23 protein-coding genes are annotated in these 22,531 nt (G+C 38.0%); 16 read left to right on the top strand and 7 right to left on the bottom strand.

Features of this window, described 5'->3' with window-relative positions; translation table 11 throughout:
* Positions 1 to 170 precede the first annotated feature (170 nt).
* The 7 genes from rpsP (at position 171) to IQ236_RS09695 (ending at position 4,980) form a co-directional block, all read left to right on the top strand.
* Positions 171 to 458 carry a 30S ribosomal protein S16 gene (gene rpsP, locus IQ236_RS09725; protein WP_072722716.1) on the top strand — a complete coding sequence of 96 codons (288 nt, stop codon included), beginning with the start codon at positions 171 to 173 and terminating at the stop codon, positions 456 to 458.
* 19 nt (positions 459 to 477) lie between these two features.
* A complete protein-coding gene (locus IQ236_RS09720) occupies positions 478 to 855 on the top strand; it encodes a KH domain-containing protein (RefSeq protein ID WP_254172899.1) in 378 nt (125 codons plus the stop codon).
* 308 nt (positions 856 to 1,163) lie between these two features.
* Positions 1,164 to 2,123: a PhoH family protein gene (locus IQ236_RS09715; protein WP_193869079.1), complete on the top strand. Its 960-nt coding sequence runs from the start codon at positions 1,164 to 1,166 to the stop codon at positions 2,121 to 2,123.
* 100 nt (positions 2,124 to 2,223) lie between these two features.
* Entirely contained in the window at positions 2,224 to 2,628 is a 405-nt protein-coding gene (locus IQ236_RS09710) for a ChuX/HutX family heme-like substrate-binding protein (RefSeq protein WP_193869078.1), read from the top strand.
* Between the two features lie 208 nt (positions 2,629 to 2,836).
* Positions 2,837 to 3,649, top strand: coding sequence for a DUF6816 family protein (locus IQ236_RS09705; RefSeq protein WP_193869077.1), 813 nt, complete (start codon positions 2,837 to 2,839; stop codon positions 3,647 to 3,649).
* 65 nt (positions 3,650 to 3,714) lie between these two features.
* Complete coding sequence (locus tag IQ236_RS09700; RefSeq protein WP_193869076.1) at positions 3,715 to 4,578, top strand: transglutaminase-like domain-containing protein; 864 nt, start codon at positions 3,715 to 3,717, stop codon at positions 4,576 to 4,578.
* Between the two features lie 33 nt (positions 4,579 to 4,611).
* Entirely contained in the window at positions 4,612 to 4,980 is a 369-nt protein-coding gene (locus IQ236_RS09695) for a Lin0512 family protein (protein WP_190519558.1), read from the top strand.
* 4 nt (positions 4,981 to 4,984) lie between these two features.
* On the opposite strand, the gene IQ236_RS09690 is transcribed toward IQ236_RS09695, so the two are convergent.
* The gene (locus IQ236_RS09690; protein ID WP_193869075.1) at positions 4,985 to 5,494 is read right to left on the bottom strand and encodes a hypothetical protein; all 510 of its coding nucleotides are present in this window, start codon (positions 5,492 to 5,494) and stop codon (positions 4,985 to 4,987) included.
* 708 nt (positions 5,495 to 6,202) lie between these two features.
* Between IQ236_RS09690 and IQ236_RS09685 the strand changes: the two genes are divergently transcribed.
* The 6 genes from IQ236_RS09685 (at position 6,203) to IQ236_RS09660 (ending at position 10,865) form a co-directional block, all read left to right on the top strand.
* Positions 6,203 to 6,490 carry a WGxxGxxG family protein gene (locus IQ236_RS09685; protein ID WP_193869074.1) on the top strand — a complete coding sequence of 96 codons (288 nt, stop codon included), beginning with the start codon at positions 6,203 to 6,205 and terminating at the stop codon, positions 6,488 to 6,490.
* 15 nt (positions 6,491 to 6,505) lie between these two features.
* Complete coding sequence (locus tag IQ236_RS09680; protein WP_193869073.1) at positions 6,506 to 6,787, top strand: WGxxGxxG family protein; 282 nt, start codon at positions 6,506 to 6,508, stop codon at positions 6,785 to 6,787.
* A gap of 179 nt (positions 6,788 to 6,966) precedes the next feature.
* The gene (locus IQ236_RS09675) at positions 6,967 to 8,286 is read left to right on the top strand and encodes a YcjF family protein (protein ID WP_193869072.1); all 1,320 of its coding nucleotides are present in this window, start codon (positions 6,967 to 6,969) and stop codon (positions 8,284 to 8,286) included.
* A gap of 171 nt (positions 8,287 to 8,457) precedes the next feature.
* A complete protein-coding gene (locus IQ236_RS09670) occupies positions 8,458 to 9,930 on the top strand; it encodes an aldehyde dehydrogenase family protein (RefSeq protein ID WP_193869071.1) in 1,473 nt (490 codons plus the stop codon).
* Positions 9,931 to 10,131: 201 nt separating this feature from the next.
* Positions 10,132 to 10,548 (top strand): XisH family protein, encoded by a 417-nt coding sequence (locus IQ236_RS09665; protein ID WP_193869070.1) that lies wholly within the window; start codon positions 10,132 to 10,134, stop codon positions 10,546 to 10,548.
* Positions 10,536 to 10,865 carry a XisI protein gene (locus tag IQ236_RS09660; protein WP_193869069.1) on the top strand — a complete coding sequence of 110 codons (330 nt, stop codon included), beginning with the start codon at positions 10,536 to 10,538 and terminating at the stop codon, positions 10,863 to 10,865. Before IQ236_RS09665 ends, IQ236_RS09660 begins: the two co-directional genes overlap by 13 nt.
* 161 nt (positions 10,866 to 11,026) lie before the next feature.
* Here the strand turns inward: IQ236_RS09660 and IQ236_RS09655 are convergent, their stop codons facing one another.
* The 5 genes from IQ236_RS09655 to shc all read right to left on the bottom strand — a co-directional run bounded on the left by IQ236_RS09655 (position 11,027) and on the right by shc (position 17,562).
* On the bottom strand, positions 11,027 to 11,404 hold the full coding sequence (locus IQ236_RS09655) for a DUF433 domain-containing protein (RefSeq protein ID WP_193869068.1): 378 nt from the start codon (positions 11,402 to 11,404) through the stop codon (positions 11,027 to 11,029).
* Positions 11,405 to 11,554: 150 nt separating this feature from the next.
* The gene (locus IQ236_RS09650; RefSeq protein WP_193869067.1) at positions 11,555 to 14,119 is read right to left on the bottom strand and encodes a CHAT domain-containing protein; all 2,565 of its coding nucleotides are present in this window, start codon (positions 14,117 to 14,119) and stop codon (positions 11,555 to 11,557) included.
* A gap of 222 nt (positions 14,120 to 14,341) precedes the next feature.
* Complete coding sequence (locus IQ236_RS09645; protein WP_193869066.1) at positions 14,342 to 14,911, bottom strand: Uma2 family endonuclease; 570 nt, start codon at positions 14,909 to 14,911, stop codon at positions 14,342 to 14,344.
* A 116-nt stretch (positions 14,912 to 15,027) separates the two neighbouring features.
* Complete coding sequence (locus tag IQ236_RS09640; RefSeq protein WP_193869065.1) at positions 15,028 to 15,483, bottom strand: GUN4 domain-containing protein; 456 nt, start codon at positions 15,481 to 15,483, stop codon at positions 15,028 to 15,030.
* Between the two features lie 117 nt (positions 15,484 to 15,600).
* Positions 15,601 to 17,562 carry a squalene--hopene cyclase gene (gene shc, locus IQ236_RS09635; protein ID WP_193869064.1) on the bottom strand — a complete coding sequence of 654 codons (1,962 nt, stop codon included), beginning with the start codon at positions 17,560 to 17,562 and terminating at the stop codon, positions 15,601 to 15,603.
* A 178-nt stretch (positions 17,563 to 17,740) separates the two neighbouring features.
* Here shc and IQ236_RS09630 point away from each other — a divergent pair, with 178 nt between their 5' ends.
* Together IQ236_RS09630 and IQ236_RS09625 are read left to right on the top strand one after the other, a co-directional pair.
* Positions 17,741 to 18,016, top strand: coding sequence for a DUF2442 domain-containing protein (locus tag IQ236_RS09630; protein ID WP_193869063.1), 276 nt, complete (start codon positions 17,741 to 17,743; stop codon positions 18,014 to 18,016).
* A 7-nt stretch (positions 18,017 to 18,023) separates the two neighbouring features.
* Complete coding sequence (locus tag IQ236_RS09625) at positions 18,024 to 19,265, top strand: glycosyltransferase (RefSeq protein WP_193869062.1); 1,242 nt, start codon at positions 18,024 to 18,026, stop codon at positions 19,263 to 19,265.
* Between the two features lie 65 nt (positions 19,266 to 19,330).
* On the opposite strand, the gene IQ236_RS09620 is transcribed toward IQ236_RS09625, so the two are convergent.
* Positions 19,331 to 20,413 (bottom strand): AI-2E family transporter, encoded by a 1,083-nt coding sequence (locus IQ236_RS09620; protein WP_193869061.1) that lies wholly within the window; start codon positions 20,411 to 20,413, stop codon positions 19,331 to 19,333.
* Positions 20,414 to 20,551: 138 nt separating this feature from the next.
* Between IQ236_RS09620 and IQ236_RS09615 the strand changes: the two genes are divergently transcribed.
* On the top strand, positions 20,552 to 22,474 hold the full coding sequence (locus tag IQ236_RS09615; protein ID WP_193869060.1) for a GTPase family protein: 1,923 nt from the start codon (positions 20,552 to 20,554) through the stop codon (positions 22,472 to 22,474).
* Positions 22,475 to 22,531 lie beyond the last annotated feature (57 nt).

Genomic DNA, 22,531 nt, shown 5'->3' with positions numbered 1-22,531 from the left:
GCATTCGGAGACTTTAATCGGACGAGGAGATTGTATAAGACCTAAATACTTAGGCTGTAATCGATGAAACGTCAACCCCATTCAACGACCCTTGTGGCGTGGCGAAGAATCCACTCGCCTTTAAGCAGTGGAGGATGTCAAAATTCATAGAGGAGTATTTTGAATCAATAATGATCAAACTGCGTTTAAAGAGATTCGGAAAAAAGCGGGAAGCTAGTTACCGCATTGTGGCGATGAATAGCGTTTCTCGCCGAGATGGTCGTCCCCTAGAAGAACTGGGCTTCTACAATCCCAGAACCGATGAAGTCCGATTGGATGTCCCTGGCATTGTCCGCCGCTTACAGCAAGGGGCGCAACCGACTGAGACCGTGCGTAGCATCCTGAGAAAAGCCAATGTTTTTGAACAACTCAAGTCTGGAGTCCAACCCGAAGCCACGACTGCAGAATCCGCAGTCTAATCCCAATTATGACCAACTGGTGCGGTTTTTAATCGAGCCGTTTCTGGATTCCCCAGAGTCCTTGCGGGTCGATTGTGAGCATTTTGCGAGTCTGCGTAAAACTTGGATTCGGTTGGCGGTGGAAGCCGAAGACAAGGGGCGGGTTTATGGTCGTGGCGGACGCAATATTCAAGCCATTCGGATGGTTTTAATCGCACTAGCCGCAGCGTCCGGTGAAACGATTTATTTGGATATCTATAACGATAGTGAATCCGATGAGTCTCATCGGGAACGGGAACCTAGAGAGTCGTTTAGTCATCGCTCTCCAGGGCGATATGCAGGGGGGGAAGGACGTACTCGTCCACCCACACGTTCATCCCCTTCTAAGCCTCGTTTGAACCGAAGATATGAAGAATAACGTTACCCCAGTCTGTCCTAAGCAGTAAAACCAACGGCTCAGGATAGATTAAGGGTTAGACGAATTTTTTAATGTTGGGCAGAATTGGGGGTAAATTGACCTCAATAGTTTTGCCCAACCTCTTCTCAGTATTTTTTAGAAGGGAATTACGAATTACGAATTACGAATTGGGAATAGCATATAAAAAAATTGACAAAAACAGGGGTGTACGGTTTAGATTTGCTGGATTCGTTTTTGTTAATGACTGTTAGTTGTGACTGTTAATATATTGGCATTTGATCATTGATTGAGAGAAAGTTGATACTATCATGACTGAGCGATTCACCCTTCAGTTACCGAGTATTGAAAGTGCGATGGCGCTTTCGGGCTATCAAGAAGATAATTTAAAAGTTCTATCTCAACAAACAGGCGCTCAACTGGTGATGCGAGGACAGGAATTACTCGTGAGTGGAACCGCCAGTCAAATTCAATTGTGTGAAAAATTAGTTGAATCTTTAAAAGAATTTTGGAAAGACGGAAAACCGATTACTTCTGTAGATATTCTCACGGCGCGTCATGCCATTAATACCCATCAAGAGGATGCTTTTCAAGAAATCCAGCGTGATGTTTTAGCGAAAACACGGCGAGGACTAGAAATTCGGGCTAAAACCTTTCGCCAACGTCAATATATTCAGGCGATGCGGACTCAAGATTTAGTGTTTTGTATTGGCCCTGCGGGAACGGGTAAAACCTATTTAGCTGCAATTTTAGCGTTACAAGCGTTATTATCCGATCAATATGAGCGATTAATTTTAACTCGTCCGGCGGTAGAAGCTGGGGAAAAATTAGGCTTTTTACCTGGAGATTTACAACAAAAAGTTAATCCCTATTTACGGCCGTTATATGACGCGCTGTATGAATTAATTGACCCGGAAAAAGCCGCAAATTTAATGGAACGAGGAGTGATTGAAGTGGCTCCCCTGGCGTATATGCGGGGTCGGACGTTAAACAATTCTTTTATTATTTTAGATGAAGCCCAAAATACCACCCCGGCTCAAATGAAAATGGTATTAACTCGTTTAGGATTTCGCTCTCGGATGGTGGTAACGGGAGATATTACCCAAACGGATTTATTACCCAATCAAACATCGGGATTAACAATGGCATTAAAAATCTTAAAAAATGTGGAAGGAATTGCTTTTTGTGAATTTTCCCAAGCGGATGTGGTGCGCCATTCCCTCGTCCAACGCATTGTTGCTGCTTACGAAAAACATGAGAAAATCAACTAAATCAGGGGGTTAACCTCTAGGTTCAAAAAAATTCAGCCAAAGGTTACAGAATTCTAGTAAAATTTAGAATTAAAAAGAATTTATAACTGGATTTTAGACCATGAGTAATCTCAAAGAATTTTTAGAAGCCTGCGAAAGTTTAGGAACATTACGGTTAATTGTCACCAGTAGTGCAGCCGTATTAGAAGCCAGGGGAAAACTTGAAAAGCTATTTTATGCCGAATTACCTAAAGGCAAATATGCAAATATGCACACCGAGGGATTTGAATTTCATTTGAATATGGATCATGTTAAACAGGTTAAATTTGAAACCGGAGAAGCCAAACGGGGGAATTTTACAACCTATGCGATTCGCTTTCTGAGTGAACAGCAGGAAGTGGTATTAAGTGCGTTTTTACAATGGGGAAAACCCGGAGAATATGAACCCGGACAGGTGGAAAATTGGGAAGCGTTAAAAGCAAAATATGGCGAAGTTTGGGAACCTATTCCAGTTGAAACATTATAAGGTTAATCTCCCCTTAAAATGTAGGGGCGAGGTTCTCTCGCCCTCATCCCCAAAATCTTCAAAAAACATCAATAACCGTCAATATAGCAAGTCTAAATGATGGGTGTTCAAAACCTGTAGGGGTTGGGAGGGACGCCACCCCTACGGTAAAACATTACAATTTCTAGTCAATTCCTGTTCCCTGTTCCCTATTTCTAACTATAAAAAGATGAAAAAAATTATTTTAATTGCGGGTTTAATTCTGGGTTTAATGTTCGGAAAAACTGATGCTGAAGCCGGACAATTAGCCGAGCGTTTATCCGAATTTCCCGACTGGAATCATAAACCCATGATTCAAAAGGCGCAAGGGGATTTATATTATCCTCAGTGGATGGAAGGAGAGTGGGATGTTACCAGTACATTAGTCGATAAAGTTGCTCCTCTAGCACCGCAAATCACCACTCCTGGGTTTGAAAAAAATTCTACCCTTATGAATGAACCCATTGAGTTTAAGGTTAGATTTAAAACGGTTCAATCGTTACCTAAGCTACAAATTTTTCCCTTAACTTTATTTTTTACCCAAGCAGGTTCAGAGGAACAAGAAAATGGAAAAATCTATCCTAAGATAGTGAGCGATCGCGCTTTTAATGGGTTTAATATGGGTAGAGCCATCTTAGGAGAAAATGGGATTTTATCTGTTAAGGTTGATCCAACAAATCTCAATCGCCTGATCACTGCTTTACCGGGAAATTTAGAACTTGTTTCAACGGTAACAGGTCGGAGTCGTGAAATTCCTAGTGAGGATCAATTTATTGCCTGCGAAATTAGTCAGCAAGTGTTTGAAAGTTCATCTCAAATTTATTTTAATGAAGTGGAAACAACAACGGCTTACAAGGCAGAATTGGACGCTCCGGTAAAATCGATTGTAGGAGAGCAAGTGACGGCGGTTTATTTATCTCCTCAAGATCCAAATTTCTTCACGGCTAGTGGTCATCCTGTGGCGTTATATCGATATCAATTAAAGTTAGTCCAGAAGCAGTGACCCCAAAATTGGGGTTTTTCGGGGGCAATAAAGGGTAACAACGACTGATTAAAAGGGGGGTCATTATGAAATTTAAAGTCGGTTGTGAATTAGATTATCAGGTCAGTGCCAATAGTACGTTTATTTTCAATGTTAATGTTGCTAAAACCCCAAATCAAAACATTTTAGAAGAATATCTTTGTTTAGAACCTGATCTAAATCATGAGGAATATATTGCTCCGGTTTTAGATAATCGTTATATTCGGATTAATGTCCCTTCGGGAAATTTACACTTATCCTATCAAGCTTTTGTTGATGTCATTTATGATGAAACAAATCCCACAACGATTAATGAAGTTCCGATTGCTCAACTTCCCTTAGAATTATTACAATATATTTATCCAAGTCGCTATTGTCAATCTGACCGATTAATGCGTTTTGCTCAATCAGAATTCGGTCATTTATTGCCCGATTATTCCAGAGTAACGGCAATTTGTAATTGGATTTATGATAACGTCACTTACTTATCGGGGAGCAGTGATCAACATACCTCTGCCTTTGATACGGTAACAGAACGGGCGGGAGTTTGTCGAGATTTTGCCCATTTAGGAATTGCCTTTTGTCGATCTTTAAATATTCCGGCTCGGTTTGCATCGGGTTATGCTTATAAACTCCAACCCCCGGACTTTCATGCTTATTTTGAGGCGTATTTAGGCGATCGCTGGTACTTATTTGATGCCACTCGTCTCGCTCCCCGCAATGGATTAATTAGAATTGGAACGGGACGAGATGCGGCGGATATTGCCTTTGCCACTATTTTTGGAATGGCAGAAATGAACCAAATGAAAGTGGAAGTTGAATGTTTAGAAACTCATTCAGATTCTGACTGTCCCGAATATACTTATCAGGCCATTAGTCATCAAGTTTCTGAGAACAATTCCCCTGTGTAGTAGAATTAATTCAGTAAAAAAAGCTTGAGAATTATGGCTAAAAAACGGTTTGTCATTGAAATGGGGATGGGGGTTGATCAACATGGACAGGAACCTACGGTTGCCGCTGCTAGGGCGCTTAGAAATGCGATCGCCCATAATGCCTTACCCGGAATTTGGGAAGTAGCAGGATTAAATCATCCCAATGAAATGATTGTAGAAGTGCAAATTGCCGTTCCCTATCCTGAACAAGTCAGAACCGAAGAAGTATTGGCCGTTTTACCCTTTGGACAGAAAACAATTACCGTTGAGACTGGGGGAATGGTGGTACAAGGACGGGCAATTGAAGAATTTCAAGACAAAAATGATGAGATGTTAATTGCCGTTGCGGCGGTAACAGTTTGGGTCGAAAAGGAAGTGTAATTATTTAAACCGGATAGTACAAACCATCCCCCCGTCTGTGCCAACCAATACCACTGGGATCTTTTTGTTGACTCCAATAGCTAAAATGTTCTGCACCTTTGGAAAATTCTTTGGCAACACTTCCTGTATTTACTCCTAAGCGGCGAGTTAATTCTTCTTCTGTTTTGGGTGTCAACCTCAATAAATTTCTAGGATTATTATTATTAGTAGAATTAGCTCCACGACGAGTCGTTTCAGTCGTGACAGTTTTGTCTAATAATTGCTGCATCAAGGCGATTTGTCCTTTTAAAAGGTCAATATCTCCTTTTAACAGTTTTACTTGGTCTTGTACAATTTCTTCGACCTCCGTTCGCAGTTCAGAATTGAGTTGAGGCTGTTCCCCATCAAAGAACTGTTTAATCATTTGGACTAACGCTGCACTTTCCGTTAAGTTGTGCCGTTTCATGTACTGACGCAGTTTTTTATGATAGTCCGGGGGAACGTAAGTAACGGCCCTAATATTCTTTGTTACCATAAGTATGTTAAATTATGCTACCTCAACACTAACATAACTTGCCAACAAGTACGCTACTATTAGCATACTATTCACCTTAAACCCATTCGCTCTTTCCTGAGATTCTTCCCCGCCCGGATATTCCGCCCACTAACTCGGAAAAAGGCATCACCGTAAAATTGGGAACTGAATTTCAAACAAAGCTGTTGTTTTGTGGGTACAAACCCCAGTCTGGAGCTAAAGTCCCTCATTAAGCTTGTTGATGTATCATTGAAAATTAACTATAGTGATATCTCAATTTTGCCAATACCAACAGAAATTCAGGGTTCTTGATTTAGCTATATTACCTTAAATTTTGGGATTTGTACTCTCCTTCATCAATTTAGGGGTTTGGGGTTGCTCAATTAAGCTGACCTCTAACTTTAAGGCTTTTATGATCTGACAAAAACTGGTTTAAGAAAGAATTTGTTATGGAATAGAAGGATTTTAGGATTGAGATTAACTTCAAAAGTATTAAAAAGGTGAAGCTATAAATTTAAACTCTCCATTAAGAAGGAATCTATCTCTTTAGTGTTAACTGTACTTGACTTTATGTTATGGCTAAAGAGGGAGGAAATAGGCAGACAAATCCCCTACATTTAAAACATCGCTTACATTGCTGAAGCCCGATTTTAATTCTAAATCGTTGATTCACATCTTAACCGAGCGAATATCCAAGGAGATTAATTCATGAAACTGAATTCTTTACCCAAATTAGTCAGTGCTACTGCCTTAGCTTTAAGTTTAGCAGTTCTGCCTTCTACATTGTCTGCTTCTGCTCAAACCACACCCACAGATACAGGCACAACAGGCACAGATAACACCAATACAACCTACAGCCAAACCGCAGGAGATCGAGATTTTGATTGGGGTTGGTTGGGTCTGCTCGGTTTAATTGGTTTAGCTGGTTTAGCTCGTAAAAATGAAGATCCAGCACCCCGTTATCGCACCACCGATGAAGCACCAAACCGCTACTAAAATAGAGGATTACTCATGAGAATTAAACCGTCTGTGCAACAGCTTTTGGGTACAGGAATAATTGCTTTAAGTTTAGCTATATTTCCGGCTTCCTTACCGGCTCAAGCTCAAACTAATCCTAATAGTCCTACTATTGATACAACTCCATTTCAAGAAACAAGAGATGATAATAATAACTGGGGTTGGTTAGGACTTCTGGGGTTAATTGGTTTAGCAAACTTATTTCGTCAGCCCAAAACCCATCACGAAACCTATCGTGATCCCCACGTTACCACTCGTCCCGGCTATCGAGAATAAAATCATCAATATTGTTTAAATAAGAAATTGTAGGGTTAAAAAGCCGGGGTAGGTGATACCTACCCTGATTTTATTTTATGGGTCTGAATTCGAGGGGAAACAGGGGAGGATAACCGAAACCGAGGAATAGGATTTTAACCTTAAACTAGAATCAAAGTAGAGAATATCAAACTTGACCTATGACTGAAATCCCGGATTCTCAAATCTCCTCCCCGGTGCCTGAAACGCCCAATCAATCAACCTCTGTTAATTCCTCTTGGATGGATGGAATTGCAGCCGGTTGGAGTTGGACAACCCAACAACTTAAAGGACTTTTCCCGACTGACCAAATAGCTCAAACCGTTGTCCAATGGTTTAGTGTTAATGAAACTCAAATTGCTGAGATTTTAGAAAAGGTTCGGGCAGAACTTCCCACTACAGAAGCCTTATTAATTGGCAAACCGCAAGCGGGAAAAAGCTCAATTGTTCGAGGGTTAACGGGGGTTTCAGCCGAAATTGTTGGTCAAGGATTTCGCCCCCATACTCAACATACTCAACGTTATGCCTACCCCTCTAATGACTTACCCTTACTGATTTTTAAAGATACCGTTGGTTTAGGAGATATTAATCAAAATACTGATCTAATTATTCAAGAATTAATTGGGGATTTACAACAAGAAAGCCAAGGAGCAAGGGTTTTAATTCTAACGGTTAAAATTAACGATTTTGCAACGAATACATTACGAACAATTGCCCAAAGCTTACGGAAAAAATATCCTAATATTCCTTGTTTATTAGTGGTTACTTGTGTCCATGAACTTTATCCTCCCCAAATTGATAACCATCCGATTTATCCCCCCAATTTTGAAGATATTAATCGAGCTTTTGCAGAATTAAAATTAGCCTTTAAAGGGTTATATGATCAGGCTGTTTTAATTGATTTTACCTTAGAAGAAGATGGCTATACCCCTGTATATTATGGCTTAGAAGCGTTACGGGATACCTTAGCCAATTTACTTCCTGAAGCCGAAGCAAGAACCATTCATCAATTATTAAATGGAGAAGTTAACAATCAACTGGGAAATATCTATCGAGATGTAGGAAGACGGTATATTTTAGCCTTTAGTATTATGGCTGCGACCGTTGCGGCTGTTCCGATTCCCTTTGCTACAATGCCTGTCTTAACCACCCTGCAAGTTTCTCTGGTGGTATTATTAGGAAATCTTTATGGAAAAACTTTAAATCTATCTCAAGCAGGGGGCTTAGTTAGTGCGATCGCCGGAGGATTTTTAGCCCAAATGATCGGTCGAGAATTAATTAAATTTATTCCCGGTTTTGGCAGTGTTATTGCTGCGTCTTGGGCTGCTGCTTATACTTGGGCATTAGGGGAAGGAGCTTGTGTTTATTTTGGGGATTTAATGGGAGGAAAAAAACCTGATCCGCAAAGAATTCAAGTTGTTATGGAAGAAGCATTCAAAACAGCAAAAGAACGGTTTAAAGGAATTAATGAATCTAAATAGAGGATAAAGGATGACGCATTTTTTACCCATTTAATCTGCTTATATCCGCATAAATACTGACCTTTTATTCATTAAACATCATGAAATTTGTATTAAGATTTGCCAAAAAGGGGTTTCAATTAACGAAAATTATAGGAGATCAAAACTTCAATTTTAATAAAGGAATAAATCATGGTGACATCCATCAGACCCGATCAAAAAGTGAAAATTGGGCCAACTCAGTTACTGATCAATAATGAATGGGTGAATAGCGTTTCGGGTCGTCGCTTTCAGACCATTAACCCCACGACAGGTGAGATCATCTGTGATGTAGCGGAGGCTGACGCCGCTGATGTTGATCAGGCTGTTAAAGCGGCAAGAACGGCATTTACTCGTGGCAATTGGCCACAAATGTCAGCGACGAAACGGGGCGAACTGCTGTACAAATTAGCAGATTTAATTGAACAAAACATTGTAGAATTAGCACAGTTAGAATCCTTGGATAATGGTAAACCGTTTACGGATTCACTGAATATTGATTTGCCCTTGGTGATTGCTTGCTATCGTTATTATGCTGGGTGGGCTGATAAAATTCAAGGCAAAACCATTCCGATTAACGGTTCTTATTTCTGTTATACTCGCCATGAACCTATCGGTGTAGTCGGTCAGATTATCCCCTGGAATTTCCCTCTGTTAATGCAGGCTTGGAAGTTAGCTCCAGCCTTAGCAACCGGGAATACCGTTGTACTTAAAACCGCCGAACAAACTCCTTTATCCGGGTTACGGATCGGTTCCCTTATCGTTGAAGCGGGTTTTCCTCCCGGCGTCGTTAACATTTTATCGGGCTACGGGCCAACAGCCGGGGCAGCAATTTCTCACCATAATGACATTGATAAGGTGGCTTTTACGGGATCAACGGAAGTGGGACATTTAATTATGGAAGCTGCTGCCAAAAGCAATCTCAAGCGTGTGACTTTGGAATTGGGTGGTAAGAGTCCTAATATTATTTTTGCCGATGCCAATATGGATGCAGCCATCGAAGGAACTCACTTTGGTCTATTCTTTAACCAAGGACAATGCTGCTGTGCGGGGTCGCGGGTGTTCGTGGAAGAAAAATGCTATGACGAGTTTGTTGCCAAAACCGTTGAACGTGCTAAACAACGAGTCGTCGGCGATCCGTTTGATCCTCAAACTCAGCAAGGGCCGCAGGTGGATCAAGAGCAGTTTAATAAGGTGATGAGTTACATTGAATCGGGTATAAAAGAAGATGCCCAGATGTTATGCGGGGGTCATCGTGTGGGCGATCGCGGTTTCTTTATCGAGCCTACTATTTTCGCAAATGTTCGGGATGAGATGAAGATTGCTCAAGAAGAAATCTTTGGGCCGGTGATGAGTATTATCAAGTTTAAAGATATCAACGAGGTGATTGAACGGGCTAATAATACAATCTATGGTCTGGCTGCTGCGGTTTGGACACAAGATATTACTAAAGCTCATACCATTGCTAACAGTCTCCGGGCGGGTACAGTGTGGGTAAATTGTTATGATGTTTTCGATGCGGCTGCACCCTTTGGCGGATTCAAACAATCTGGAATCGGGCGTGAATTAGGGGAATACGGTTTGCAACAATACACCGAAATTAAGACGGTGACAATCAAGCTTTAATTAAGAAACCGGGTTTTTCAACAAAACTCAATTTGTGAAGTCAAGTTAACAACAAAAAGTCAAGAAACCGGGTTTTTCAATAAACCTTAATTGCAGAAGTCAAGTTAACTGCAAAAACCCGGTTTCTGTGGGTTAGGGTTATGAGTAGCTTTAGCAATTGCCTTGTCAATTCATTATTATCCCAGTAGTTTGCTACTATATATGTCAGCTAAAGATATATTTCACAATGCTGTTCGTTCAGCCTTAGAAAAGGAGAGATGGATAATTACTCATGACCCTCTATTTATCAAAGTAGAGGAACTTGATTTTTTTATTGACTTAGCAGGGGAAAAAATTCTCGCGGCTGAGAAAGATGGTTTCAAGATTGCTGTAGAAATTAAATCTTTTATTGGTGCATCAGATTTAGCCAGCTTTTATATAGCTTTAGGTCAATTCCTTAGCTATCGTTCTGCTCTTAGAAAGAAACAAGCTAATCGGATTTTGTATTTGGCAATAAACCAAGATGTGTATCATGATTTTTTCAGCAATCAATTTATTCAAGAATTAATTGCTGAACATCAACTCAAGTTACTTATTTTTGATGCTATTCAAGAGGAAATCGTTTTATGGAAAGAATAAACTACAGAGAATTAGTCCAAACAATTTTGACTCAACACTCAAGAAATGATTTAGATACTGAGACAGAAGTACAATTACTATTTGACTCGGAAAGGGAGCATTATCAAGTTGTTCATTTGGGTTGGGAAGAGCAAAAACGGGTTTATGGTTGTGTGATTCACGTCGATATAAAAGATGGTAAAATTTGGATTCAGAGGGATAGAACAGAAACAGGAATAGCGAATGAGTTGGTCGCTGCGGGAGTTGCTAAAGAAGATATTGTTTTAGCGTTTAAAGCCCCTTATATTCGTCAATTTACTGAGTTTGCTGTGGGGTAAATTCCAGCGTAGATTTTGATTTTAATAATCGATTACACAGAAATTTAGCTAAGTAGAAATGCAGTCAAGAAACCGGGTTTTTCAACAAAACTCAATTTGTGAATTCAAGTTAACTGCAAAAACCCGGTTTCTATTTTTCAATCGCTTTATTCAAGAATTCATTACAAAGGTAAGTATTGAACTTGGTTAACTAAATCTTCTGGTTCACTGGCTTTGGCAATTATTTCTAAGTCCCCTTGGGTGCGAAGTTTTTTAACTAAAGCAGATTCACCTGCTTGTTGACGTAACGTTTCAACATTCTCAAATCGTCGCTGTATATCGGCATCTAGTTCTTCTTTATTATCCCAATAGTAAGCTAAGGTAGAATAAATTTGACTCATGCTTAAATAGGGATGTTGAAATTTAATTTCTTCGGGACTCCAGCCAAAAGCAAGATGACCGGAAACTAATTCAATTACTTTCATAGTTGTTCCAGCAATGTAGGGAACGTTGTTTTCATTCAGTTCTATATACTTGTGTTGTGTCGTAGTCAAGTTCATAGAGTTTGCCTCGTTACTGAATTTAGTAAAATTATAGCATATTTTGTGAGTTTGCAGTTGAGATCAATTTGATTATTATTGATGATAAATTACAGGTTTGGTCTTGAGTTGATGGAGATCGCTTTTTCACAACACCAGATTAATTCAGTGTCAGCATCCTAATCCAAAAGAAGATGATATATAAAAAATTGGCTCATCCTTGGGAGGACTAATCATAATCTTCGTATCGTTAATTTCCAGGTAACTTACATTGAGTATAGAGCCAACAGCAAATCTTTTCGGGATCTTATTAAGTAATTCTTCTAAAGTGCTAGTTTTGGCAACAAAATTTTTAGATAAATTTTTTGAAACCAGTAAATATTTATTAATTTTTGCGCGTTCTAATTCAGAATCAGGTGGTTGTTCTAGTTTTTTATAAATGCTTTCTGGTAAGGGTTGACTTATATACAAAGGTTTGCCTTTTTGAGATATTTCTATTTTTTGGCTATCATCTAAATCTATATATTTGCCAAATGTTTTGTTTAGGTTTAGAGGAATTGTATAAAATCCAAACTCTATGGGTATAAATAAATGCTGGCCAGGATCTAAATTAATATTTATGTCTTTATCAATTTTTGTTGATGCTTTTTTAAACACCAACTCACGTTGATCGATAATCGTTAATTCATAGGGAGATTTATTCAATAAATTATAACCAATAGATTTTAGATTAATAGGATAGCTTTTCAAGTTTTTAACATCCATCAATTTAATATATGGAACAGAGTCTAATTGGCTTAAAAGTAGGTTATAGTTCTGGATAGGAGAGGGTATACAAGAATCATCTTTCCAATCATTACCATTAAATATACTATAATTAGGCTGCTCTTGAAATAAATACAAAAAAGAAAAGAATCCCCTAGCGTTAGGATTATTCTTAATAATTCGTTGAATCCAAATATTTGTTTGATTATCAAACAATCCATAATATTTTGCTAATTTGCTGACTTCAGAAAATTTAGGATACTGAAGTATAAAATTTTGGGGTGATTCTGATTCCTTCACGAGAGAAGTATAAGGAGCATCCTCGATAGAATCTTGGAAAGGCATGAAAAATGAAGCATAAGGCGGCAGCGTATAAGCATAATTTTCTGCCTCCATAGTATTATCAAAGTGTTTTTGTCTAGTTTGGCTAATTTTTTCAGAGTTTGCAGAACCGTGCAAACTAATATTACCCTTTTTTGTAACATTACTTTCGTTTATACTATAGTTCATAGCAAAATTATTAGGGGTGTCAAGCAAATTATTAACTTCCGAGATAAACCCATCGTTGCCACTCTCGTGTTTGAATCTTTCAACACTCTCGAATACAGGGTTATCCGAATAGACAACAGGTGGGTGTTCTATTTGCAGTACCTCAGAGAGAATTTTTTTAATAACCTTATCTTCCAGAGTAGGTTTGAGCAAAGATAGAGTCAAAGTCGGATAGCCATTGATTCCTGTCAGATGTCGATATGAAATAGAGGGAGCTTTACCTGCATTATAAGAATGAGTTAAAATAGCAATAAGAATAGCCAAAAATCCTATAGTAAACTCCCTCAACCTGTATTTTTTGATATATGTAGTAATTCTCTCCTTCCAGCCAGGATAAAGTCGTCGCTCTTGAAGATTCTGCCTAGTTAAAGGTTGTTCTGCGGGATTTTGACAAATAACAGGCAACCAACTCGCACAAGGAAAATGACTTTCTAAACCTTGCAATCTTTCCCTCGCTTCCTTAACTGCTAAATAAAACGACTGACCCCCCGAAAAAGAACCCAGAAAATATTTTAAAAATTCCTGTGCTACTTTGTCAGGAACAGGTTCTCGCATAACAATCATTTGAGGTAGATTCAAATCGGCTAAATCTTGAGCTAACCCCAAACCATCACAGGAGTTAAAAATAGCCAGTTGTAAACCTTTTTCAATAGCTTTTTTTAACGCATATCTTAAATCAGGAATCGTTAAACTCTCAGTTTTATTGATATCTAGAATTCCTGTCTCTCCTTCAGTGCGGCTATGTCCGGCAAAAAAGAGAATATCCCAAGACTGTTCCCAGAGTTTATCGTTAAGTTCTTGGCGGTTAGGTTTAACTAAAAACTCAACTTTAGCACCCGGAATAGAATCTAAAAATTTTCGATCTTCTTCAACATTAATCCCCTCATCATCGCCCAAAATTGCCAAAATATTAACGTGATTATTAGCAACTTTGGCTGCTGTTACTTGTTTAAATTTGGGCGCACCGACACTAATTTCTGCTTTAGGATAACGTTCTAATATATCCCAAAGATGCCAGGGAAGTTTGCGGAGATCCCTATTTGCAGTTTGGATAATAAACCTGACTTCATCATCTTCTTTTAAATGGGCAATCAATTCTTCTCTAACATGACTAAATTGTGGCGATTTTAACCATTGATTAAAATGTTGGCTTAAATTATCAGCTTTTGTATTAACATCACCAATTGAAAAGTTAGTTATTTGTCCTGCTTTTGGCTTTAATACTCTAACTTTTATCCCCAGAAAGCCATAATAAGTCACTTTCCAACTGTTGTAATATTCAATCAGTTCTGGGTCTGGCGGTAAAGCTCCGGTTTCCTGAATAGTCGCAGGTTTCCCCTCTTCCCGTAATTGTAACGTTACCGAAAAACCTCTATTATCGAAGTCTCCCTCTGCAAAAGTCAGCACTCCTAACTTCGCCATCGCCTTCTCCTGGTTAGATTAGATGACAAAATTTTCGACAATATTAGCATCTTCTAATCCTATTTAAACACTAAACTATTCCCATCATCTATTTTAAACTCTATTTGTTACAAAACTTAAGCAAGCTCAAATATTCTATTGACTCAGAGCCGGAAAATCATTAAGAATCTCTTAATCAGTCAGGGTCAATGGTAGGTAATAGAAAACATCCGCTTTTCTCAATCATACTATTTTCCCTAAAACTTGATCAACGCTAATACTAAAATTAGGAAAAAATTGTATAAATAAAAAATCACCTCGCCTTAACTTCTGCATATTTTGATAACGATTAGAAATCGGTTCTCGATATACTTCTACACATTGCTGATTGAGATCCACTAACCAAACTTCAAGAATACTCCCTTGAGCATAAATAGGAATTTTGACTTCTCGATCATAATTAGCCGTTGTATCTGCTACCTCTACTAATAATAAAACATCTTGAGGTTGAGGAAGTTTTGACTCATAGAAATCTGAACGAGGTAATAGAAGTGCGATGTCGGGTTGGGGTTCAGAATTATTATTCAACTCAATGGGATTTTGAGGAGAAAGAATAATATCTTCTCCTAACAGTTGAGTGAATAGTCTCACCAAGCGATTAACAGTAGCCGCGTGTCGTTTACCTATTGGGGACATTTTAATAATTTCTCCTTGGATTAATTCGATTTGATCGTCAGGAGAAAAAACACCTGCTTCAACTATTTTGTGATATTCTTTGACTGTGAATAATCGTCTGAGTAACGGTACAGACATCACAACCTCCTGCGTTCAGATAACGAAATATTCCACAATATTAACATCTCCTAATCCTATTTTAACCGTAAACCGTTCCCCAGTTTTTCCTCTCAACCCTAATTGTATCCAATTGTCTACTTTTCGGGACTGTGTTGCTTAACAGTGGAATTTTTGATATCTTCAATTCTACAAATATCCAATCGAGAAGTAATAGCGGAACTTAAATTTTGTTGATCATTCTGCCAACTCATGATTTTATTTCTAAAATGAATATTTCCCTGGGTATAAGGATGCCAAATTTTTTCTATTTTCCTTAAATCTTGACAGGGAAATTTAGCAATATCCTGTTGATTTAACTCAATTGGATCAGAATATTTCGTATTTTTTTCTAAAGCTAATAACATCATTCTATAGGTTTGACGTTCAGCTTTAGTCAATTGTTTTGCTGCTAATAAATGAGCTAATCGTTCATAATCCGGTTTCACCCTAATTTTTTCCGACACTGTAGCTGTTCTTGCCATTCCAATCACCAAAGATGTAATCGATGCTATCACACCCAATGCAACAATCACCTTTTCTCGATTCCCCATTTTTCCTTCAAATTAGCTCCTTGTTGGGCTTTAGCCCTAATCCCAAAAATTATAAACCCTTAATCCCGTCCTGACAAATATTAAGGTTTTAATCAGTCAAACCCACCCCCAATTAAGTTAAAGTTGTTGTAATTTTTGATAACGACCTAATGCCAACAACGGGAAATAATGTTGATAATAATGATATTTGATATAAAAATGACCGGGAAATCCAGTTCCCGTAAATTCTGATTCATCCCAGCGACCATCGGAAAGTTGGGTTGAAATTAAATAGTTAATTCCCCCTGTAATTGCCTGCATTTCATAGTTTCCTGTTGCTTGTCCCGTCGCCATTAAACCAATTAATGCCCACGCAGTTTGAGAGGCGGTACTAACCCCCTTTCCTTTCAATTGTGGATCATTATAACTGTGGCAAGTTTCCCCCCAACCCCCATCAATATTTTGACAACTCACTAACCAATTTTCCCCCCGTTTTATCACAGGTTTAAGAGAACTATGACCCCACTTTTTATAAACAGGATGAATGACCGATAATGCTGACAATACCCCACTGGTTCCATAAATATAATTAACTCCCCAACGTCCAAACCAACTGCCATCAATTTCTTGTTCTTGTTTTAGATAAGAAATTGCCCGTTCAATTGCAGGTTTGAGTGATTGAATTTTAAATTGAAATTCTGAGCAATTCGGGTCTAATTCTCCTAACATTTCAATAACTCTTGCCGTAACATCCGCCGTATTTGGATCAATCATGGCTTTTAAATCCCCATAAGGAACGGCATTAATCCAATCTTGATCATTATCAATATCAAAAGCAGCCCACCCTCCGGCTTTACATTGCATTGAGATCATCCAATCAATGCCTCGAATTATAGTTGCGATTTTCAAGGATTCATCAGGAATTTTAGCTTGATTTAACGCCATCACCACAACGGCTGAATCATCTAAATCAGGATAAAATCGATTGGTAAACTCAAACGCCCATCCTCCGGGTTTTCCCTGTTTATTTTTAACAATCCAATCTCCATAATCTAAAATTTGTTGGCGGATTAACCAGTCTGAACTTTTAACAATAGTATTATGATCTGGGGTAATTCCTGACTCAATTAAAGCTCGAATAACCCAGGCTGTATCCCAAACAGGAGATACACAAGCTTGCATCCGATAGGTTTCTTCTGTTTCAATGGCAAAGTTATCAATAGCTTCTAAACCCCGTTGAACGATGGGGTCAGACACCGAATAATTTAAGCATTTTAAAGCTAATAAAGAGTTTAACATCGCTGGGATAATTCCTGCCCAATCTCCCGTTACTTCTTGTCGTTCTAAAATCCATTGTTCCGCCGCTTTTAACCCTTGTTCTCGTAAGGGGACAACATTAAAGAGTTCTGCAAATTTAAAGATGTTATCCAACCCTAAGAATATATCCGTCCAATCGTTATTTTTAGGCAATTCAAAAATAGTATTTTGTCTTCCTTCTACATATAATTCATCTAAATTTAGGCTAGGGTTAAACCGAAAAATTGGCTTTTTATCAAAAACAATTAATAAAGGAACGGTACTACTTCTCGCCCAACTAGACATTTCATAAATAGTAAAAGGTGCACCTTCAGGTAACAACATAATCCAAGGGGGAATTGAAGGAATCCCGCGCCAGTCATAACACCCCATTAAAGCTAAATGTAGCTTTGTAAATATCCGAGTTTTAGTAATTCCACCCCGTTTTAAAATAAATTCTTTAGCTTTAATTAAGGCGGGATCAATTTCTGATACCCCTAATATTTTTAACGCCATATACGCTTCAACGGTTGTACTGAGTTCCCCGCCATCTCCATAAAATAATTCCCAACCGCCATGATCTCGTTGTTGAGAACGCAGATAGGTTTCAGCTTTATATAAAGGGCGAGTTTTATCAGTTCCCCAAATCTTGTGTAATAGGATAATTTCTGATATAATAGTTACATTAGATTCTAATTCTCCCCACCAGTAGCCTTCGGGATATTGTTGAGATAAAAGAAAGTTTTGGCTGGCTGCGATCACCTTTTTTAATGTTGTTAGAGAAACTGGATTTTGCGCTTCCATTGTTAACCGTTCAACTCCTGCTAATGTTTTTGAGAATATTATTTCTTTAAGAGGTTATAAATATTCTATCATGTCTTTTATTGAATTAATCAGAATTTTATTATATAATCTACTCATAAATTGGGAATTAGCTCAAAAAAATCTAATTTTAAATAAAATTGACCCTTTGGAGTAAATCATGCTTAAAGATATTGTTGAAGTTCATCCCTTAACAAATTACCAGCTAAAACTTCGTTTTGAAGATGGAGTAGAAGGGATCATTGATGTGTCTAAACTCGTTCAGTTTACTGGAGTATTTGAACCTTTAAAAAACCCTGATTACTTTAATCAAGTTAAACTTTCTAGTGAATGGGGAACTATTTATTGGGATAGCGGTGCTGACTTAGATCCTGATGTATTGTATTCCTATTTATCCCAGCAACCAATACAGTTAAAAACTCCCAGCATTTCTTAATAGTAAAATGGAAAATATAATTTTAGTTTTAACGCTATTATCCTTAATAATATGGATTGTATTATTAAGGTTTCGAGGACAGTTTTGGCAAGCCGATCAACGACTTCCAAAAGTTCAAGAACCGTTATTAAATTATCCCTCTATTGCTATAATTGTGCCAGCGAGAAATGAAGCGGAGTTAATTGAAATTAGTTTGCGATCGCTTCTTAATCAAAACTATCCGGGTTCATTTTCGATTATTTTAGTTGATGATCAAAGCCATGATGGAACAGCCAATATTGCCCTAGAAACTGCTAAAAAATTAAATCAAACAGACCAATTAAAGATTATCACATCTCAACCTTTACCTGCGGGATGGACAGGGAAACTTTGGGCGATGGAACAGGGCGTTAAATCTACTCAACAATTAATAAAACCTCCCGATTATATTTTATTTACCGACGCTGATATTGAACATTCTCCTAATAATTTAAAGCAATTAGTAGAAAAAGCCGAAACGGAACAATTACAATTAGTATCGTTAATGGTATTATTAAGATGTCAAAGTTTCTGGGAAAAATTATTAATTCCCGCCTTTGTATTTTTCTTTCAAAAATTATATCCGTTTCGGTGGGTTAATCATCCTCAAAGTCAACTCGCAGCCGCAGCAGGAGGATGTATTTTAATTCGCCAGGAAGCCTTAACTCGTATTGGTGGCTTACAAATCTTAAAACAAGCGTTAATTGATGATTGTTCTTTAGCACAAGCTGTGAAATTAATCTCCCCAAACTCCCTTAATAAGGAGGAAAAAATAGTTTTTTTTATGAAGCGTTTTATCTTTCCTTTTACCTCTAAATCCTCTTATCCAATTTGGTTAGGACTAACAGAAACAACTCAGAGTTTAAGACCCTATCCGAATTTAGCAAGTATTTGGGATATGGTTGCTAGAACAGCCTTTAGCCAACTTAATTTTTCGATGATTTTATTAGGATTAACCTTAATTGGAATGATTCTGATTTATTTAATGTTTCCTGTGGGTTTAGTTTGGGGAATTCTGCATGGAAACGGGTTAATTATCCTTTTAGCTGCATCAATAGGATTATTGATGGAAATTGCTTATTATCCCACCTTAAAACTCTATCGACTTTCTCCCGTTTGGGGGTTAACTTTACCGTTGATTGGATTTTTATATGCGTTGATGACTTTAGATTCAGCCTTAAGATATTGGCAAGGAAAAGGGGGAAGTTGGAAAGGCAGAACTTATGTATAAAATTTGAGAAAGGGGTCTTCCGTACTGATAATATTTTGACATACAAAGTACGGAAAAACCAGGGTTTAGGCTTTTGTTTCAAGAGAATCTTTACTTCCTTCTTTCGATTGCATTTCTTCAATATCTAATAAATTCACAATTACCCCTGCAATGGGAACTGAGAGAAATACCCCTAGAATTCCAGCAATTTTTGCCCCAACCAGTAAAGCAAAAAACAAAACCACAGGGTTAATATTAACTGCACTTTGCATAATGCGAGGGGCAATAAAATTGTCCTGAATTTGTTGTAAAATTACACTAACAAACAATACTTGTACCGTCAAAAACCAGCCACTTTGAATTAAAACAATTAAACTGATGATTAAAATCCCTAGAGTGGCTCCTATCCCTGGAATAAAATCAAAAAAGGCAACAATAATCGCCAGGGATAATGAGAAAGGAATTCTCAAGGTACTATAAACTAAAAAACTAGATATTCCCAAGAAAAAGGAGAGTAATAGTTGACCTCTAAAAAAACCTAAAAAGCTTTTTTGCAGGGCTACAGAAAACTGACTGCGATGGGGATAAGGAATGAGTTTTAACAATAAAAACCAAAGTCTTTCGCCATCAACCAGCATAAAAAATGCAATCACAAAAATAATAATAAATGAAAGCAACGCATTAGGTAATGAAGAAAAAGTTCCTACTAAAATGCTTACCATCGAACCCAGAGATTTATTAAATTCGGCTTCTATCGGAGCGAGATTAATATTAATTCTCCGATTTGTCAAAAACTCTTGTAAGCGGTCAAACGGATTATCGGCTGAGGTTAAATTTTCAACAACGAGGCTGAGAAGCTGTTGAAATTGATTAAAAAACATCGTTCCCAAGGCTAATCCTGTAGCCACAACCAGAAATAGACTCAGAAAAATAACAATTCCCAAGGCTAATCCTCGACCCAAATATCGCTCTAAATAGCGCACGGGATAGTTGAGAAGAAAAGCTAAAATTGCGGCTAATATAAATGTAAAAAAGATGTTTTCAAAATAGTTAAAAATCAGAATCAATGCCCATCCAGAGGCAAAAAATAATAAAAACCGCACTAAACTATTGGTACTAACGCGATTCCACAAGGCGTTATCCTGGGAATCTGGGGGTAAATTATCCATTGGGATGACTCAATTTTTGCCGACGTTGACATTTTAGCGGATTTTGTTTGTTTGGGATACCATTTTCTTGATTTGTTAAAATCTTATTTAATGATGTAGCTTGAAAAGTAGTCTATAAATTTTTGATAAGGTGTAACTATGATTCGACTTAAACAATGGCAATGGATTGTATTAATCACGCCGATTACAATCATGGTGATTTTTTTGTTAATGGCGGCGGGAGTCACCATTCATGACTGGGGAATTAATTGGATTTGGGCGGTATTTACCTTGATATTTTTGGGTTGGCGTTGGTTGTTAGTGAAATGGACTCAACCCTTGGTTAAACAGATGGAAACCGTCGTTGCTGAAGTCAATCAGGAACTAGAATCCTCCTTTGATCAACCCATATCTCAATCGACTGCAAATCAGGCAATTAATCAAGTAGAAACAGCCCTACAGGACATTTTAAAAGCCTCCCAAAATGATCCGCCAATTTGGGAAGATAGTTTAATCTTTTGGAAACGCTGTCAAGATGTGGTGACGACCGTTGCTAATATTTATCATCCTGAAGTCAAATATCCTCTCCTCAGTATTTATATTCCTCAAGCGTATCAATTAATGCGAGGAACTGTGGATGATTTAGATCAATGGATGGAAAAATTATCTCCAGTTTTAAATCAAGTTACCGTTGGACAAGGCTATGAAGCTTATCAAGTTTATCAGAAATTAGAACCCTCGGCCCGTAAACTTTGGCGGGTGTGGAATTGGGCGCAATGGCTATTAAATCCAACGGTTGCTTTAGCGCGAGTTACCACTCAAAAATCAACTAATCAAGCCACACAACAATTATTAGTTAATTTAGGTCAATCTTTACGAGAATCAGCCTTAAGAAACTTGTGTCGTCAAGCGATTATTCTGTACAGTGGAAATACTTTACCCGTAACAGAATTTGCGGTTACAAATCCTTCCCTTCCCCAAGCTAAAACCCAAACCTTACGAGAGATTTTAACCCAAACTGAATCCGTTGAAACGTTAAAACAAAAACCTGTTAATTTGCTGTTAGTGGGACGCACAGGCGCGGGAAAAAGTAGTTTAATTAATACGCTATTTCAAACGGATAAAGCCCTTGTGGATGTGTTACCGAGTACCGATAAAATTCAAAATTATCAGTGGCAAATAGAAACGGGAGAAAGCTTGAATTTATGGGATACTCCGGGTTATGAACAAGTGAATCGTCCTGAGTTGCGAGAACAAGTTTTAGATTATGCAACCAACGCAGATTTGTTATTATTAGTAACTCCAGCCCTTGATCCCGCTTTACAAATGGATGGGGATTTTTTGAAGGAGATTAAACAGCAGGGGTTAGAGTTACCCATTATTATCATTGTTACTCAAGTTGATCGCTTACGTCCGATGCGAGAATGGCAACCGCCCTATGATTGGAAATCGGGAAATCGCCCCAAGGAAAAAGCAATTCGAGAAGCTACAGAATATCGGATTGAACAATTAGGAGACTATTGCGATCGCGTTTTACCGATTGTCACCCAAGATCGTCAAACTCAGCGTCAAGCTTGGGGAATTGATGGGTTATCGATTGCCCTTTTAGATACGATTAATCCGGCTAAACAATTGCGTTTAGCCCGGTTTTTGAAAAATCGAGAAGCCCGGATTTTAGCAACGGCTAAAATTATTGATCATTATACCTTTCAAATGGCAACAACTCAAGGATTAACGGCATTATTAAAAAGTCCAATTCTCAGATTTATTTCCACATTAACAACAGGTTCTCCTACCTTAGCTTTATTACTTGCAGAACAAATTCCCGTCGAACAATTACCCGTTGTGATTGGTAAGTTGCAAATGGCTTATGATTTGTTTATGTTATTAAATTCAGGAGAATCTGATTCGATTAATTTTGATTTATTGGCTCTCTGGCCGTTACTGTTAGAAAATCCCAATCCCCCCGAAAAAAATGCTTGGGCTTTTGGTCATGCGTTAGTGGAATATTGGACACAAAAGCTTTCAATTGAACAAATGCAGCAGCGATTTCAATTTTATTTCAGGTCTAAAAGTTTGTAGTTGGGACAGCTTATATATAGCAATCCGTGTAGGATTTGTGAAAAAATTCTGTAGGGG

Origin of the sequence: Planktothrix mougeotii LEGE 06226, from assembly GCF_015207485.1 — a bacterium.
GTDB lineage: Bacteria > Cyanobacteriota > Cyanobacteriia > Cyanobacteriales > Microcoleaceae > Planktothrix.
The sequence above is the reverse complement of the archived record's forward strand: the minus strand, read 5'-3'. Positions and strand labels throughout refer to the sequence as shown.

What these genes read in the sequence shown, in the direction of transcription:
- IQ236_RS09695 (WP_190519558.1), top strand. Translation starts at nt 4,612, where the DNA reads ATGGCTAAAAAACGGTTTGTCATTGAAATGGGGATGGGGGTTGATCAA.
- IQ236_RS09690 (WP_193869075.1), bottom strand. Translation starts at nt 5,494, where the DNA reads ATGGTAACAAAGAATATTAGGGCCGTTACTTACGTTCCCCCGGACTAT.
- IQ236_RS09685 (WP_193869074.1), top strand. Translation starts at nt 6,203, where the DNA reads ATGAAACTGAATTCTTTACCCAAATTAGTCAGTGCTACTGCCTTAGCT.
- IQ236_RS09675 (WP_193869072.1), top strand. Translation starts at nt 6,967, where the DNA reads ATGACTGAAATCCCGGATTCTCAAATCTCCTCCCCGGTGCCTGAAACG.
- IQ236_RS09655 (WP_193869068.1), bottom strand. Translation starts at nt 11,404, where the DNA reads ATGAACTTGACTACGACACAACACAAGTATATAGAACTGAATGAAAAC.
- IQ236_RS09665 (WP_193869070.1), top strand. Translation starts at nt 10,132, where the DNA reads ATGTCAGCTAAAGATATATTTCACAATGCTGTTCGTTCAGCCTTAGAA.
- IQ236_RS09640 (WP_193869065.1), bottom strand. Translation starts at nt 15,483, where the DNA reads ATGGGGAATCGAGAAAAGGTGATTGTTGCATTGGGTGTGATAGCATCG.
- IQ236_RS09645 (WP_193869066.1), bottom strand. Translation starts at nt 14,911, where the DNA reads ATGTCTGTACCGTTACTCAGACGATTATTCACAGTCAAAGAATATCAC.
- IQ236_RS09670 (WP_193869071.1), top strand. Translation starts at nt 8,458, where the DNA reads ATGGTGACATCCATCAGACCCGATCAAAAAGTGAAAATTGGGCCAACT.
- shc (WP_193869064.1), bottom strand. Translation starts at nt 17,562, where the DNA reads ATGGAAGCGCAAAATCCAGTTTCTCTAACAACATTAAAAAAGGTGATC.
- IQ236_RS09620 (WP_193869061.1), bottom strand. Translation starts at nt 20,413, where the DNA reads ATGGATAATTTACCCCCAGATTCCCAGGATAACGCCTTGTGGAATCGC.
- IQ236_RS09710 (WP_193869078.1), top strand. Translation starts at nt 2,224, where the DNA reads ATGAGTAATCTCAAAGAATTTTTAGAAGCCTGCGAAAGTTTAGGAACA.
- IQ236_RS09700 (WP_193869076.1), top strand. Translation starts at nt 3,715, where the DNA reads ATGAAATTTAAAGTCGGTTGTGAATTAGATTATCAGGTCAGTGCCAAT.
- IQ236_RS09650 (WP_193869067.1), bottom strand. Translation starts at nt 14,119, where the DNA reads ATGGCGAAGTTAGGAGTGCTGACTTTTGCAGAGGGAGACTTCGATAAT.
- rpsP (WP_072722716.1), top strand. Translation starts at nt 171, where the DNA reads ATGATCAAACTGCGTTTAAAGAGATTCGGAAAAAAGCGGGAAGCTAGT.
- IQ236_RS09680 (WP_193869073.1), top strand. Translation starts at nt 6,506, where the DNA reads ATGAGAATTAAACCGTCTGTGCAACAGCTTTTGGGTACAGGAATAATT.
- IQ236_RS09705 (WP_193869077.1), top strand. Translation starts at nt 2,837, where the DNA reads ATGAAAAAAATTATTTTAATTGCGGGTTTAATTCTGGGTTTAATGTTC.
- IQ236_RS09630 (WP_193869063.1), top strand. Translation starts at nt 17,741, where the DNA reads ATGCTTAAAGATATTGTTGAAGTTCATCCCTTAACAAATTACCAGCTA.
- IQ236_RS09715 (WP_193869079.1), top strand. Translation starts at nt 1,164, where the DNA reads ATGACTGAGCGATTCACCCTTCAGTTACCGAGTATTGAAAGTGCGATG.
- IQ236_RS09615 (WP_193869060.1), top strand. Translation starts at nt 20,552, where the DNA reads ATGATTCGACTTAAACAATGGCAATGGATTGTATTAATCACGCCGATT.
- IQ236_RS09625 (WP_193869062.1), top strand. Translation starts at nt 18,024, where the DNA reads ATGGAAAATATAATTTTAGTTTTAACGCTATTATCCTTAATAATATGG.
- IQ236_RS09660 (WP_193869069.1), top strand. Translation starts at nt 10,536, where the DNA reads ATGGAAAGAATAAACTACAGAGAATTAGTCCAAACAATTTTGACTCAA.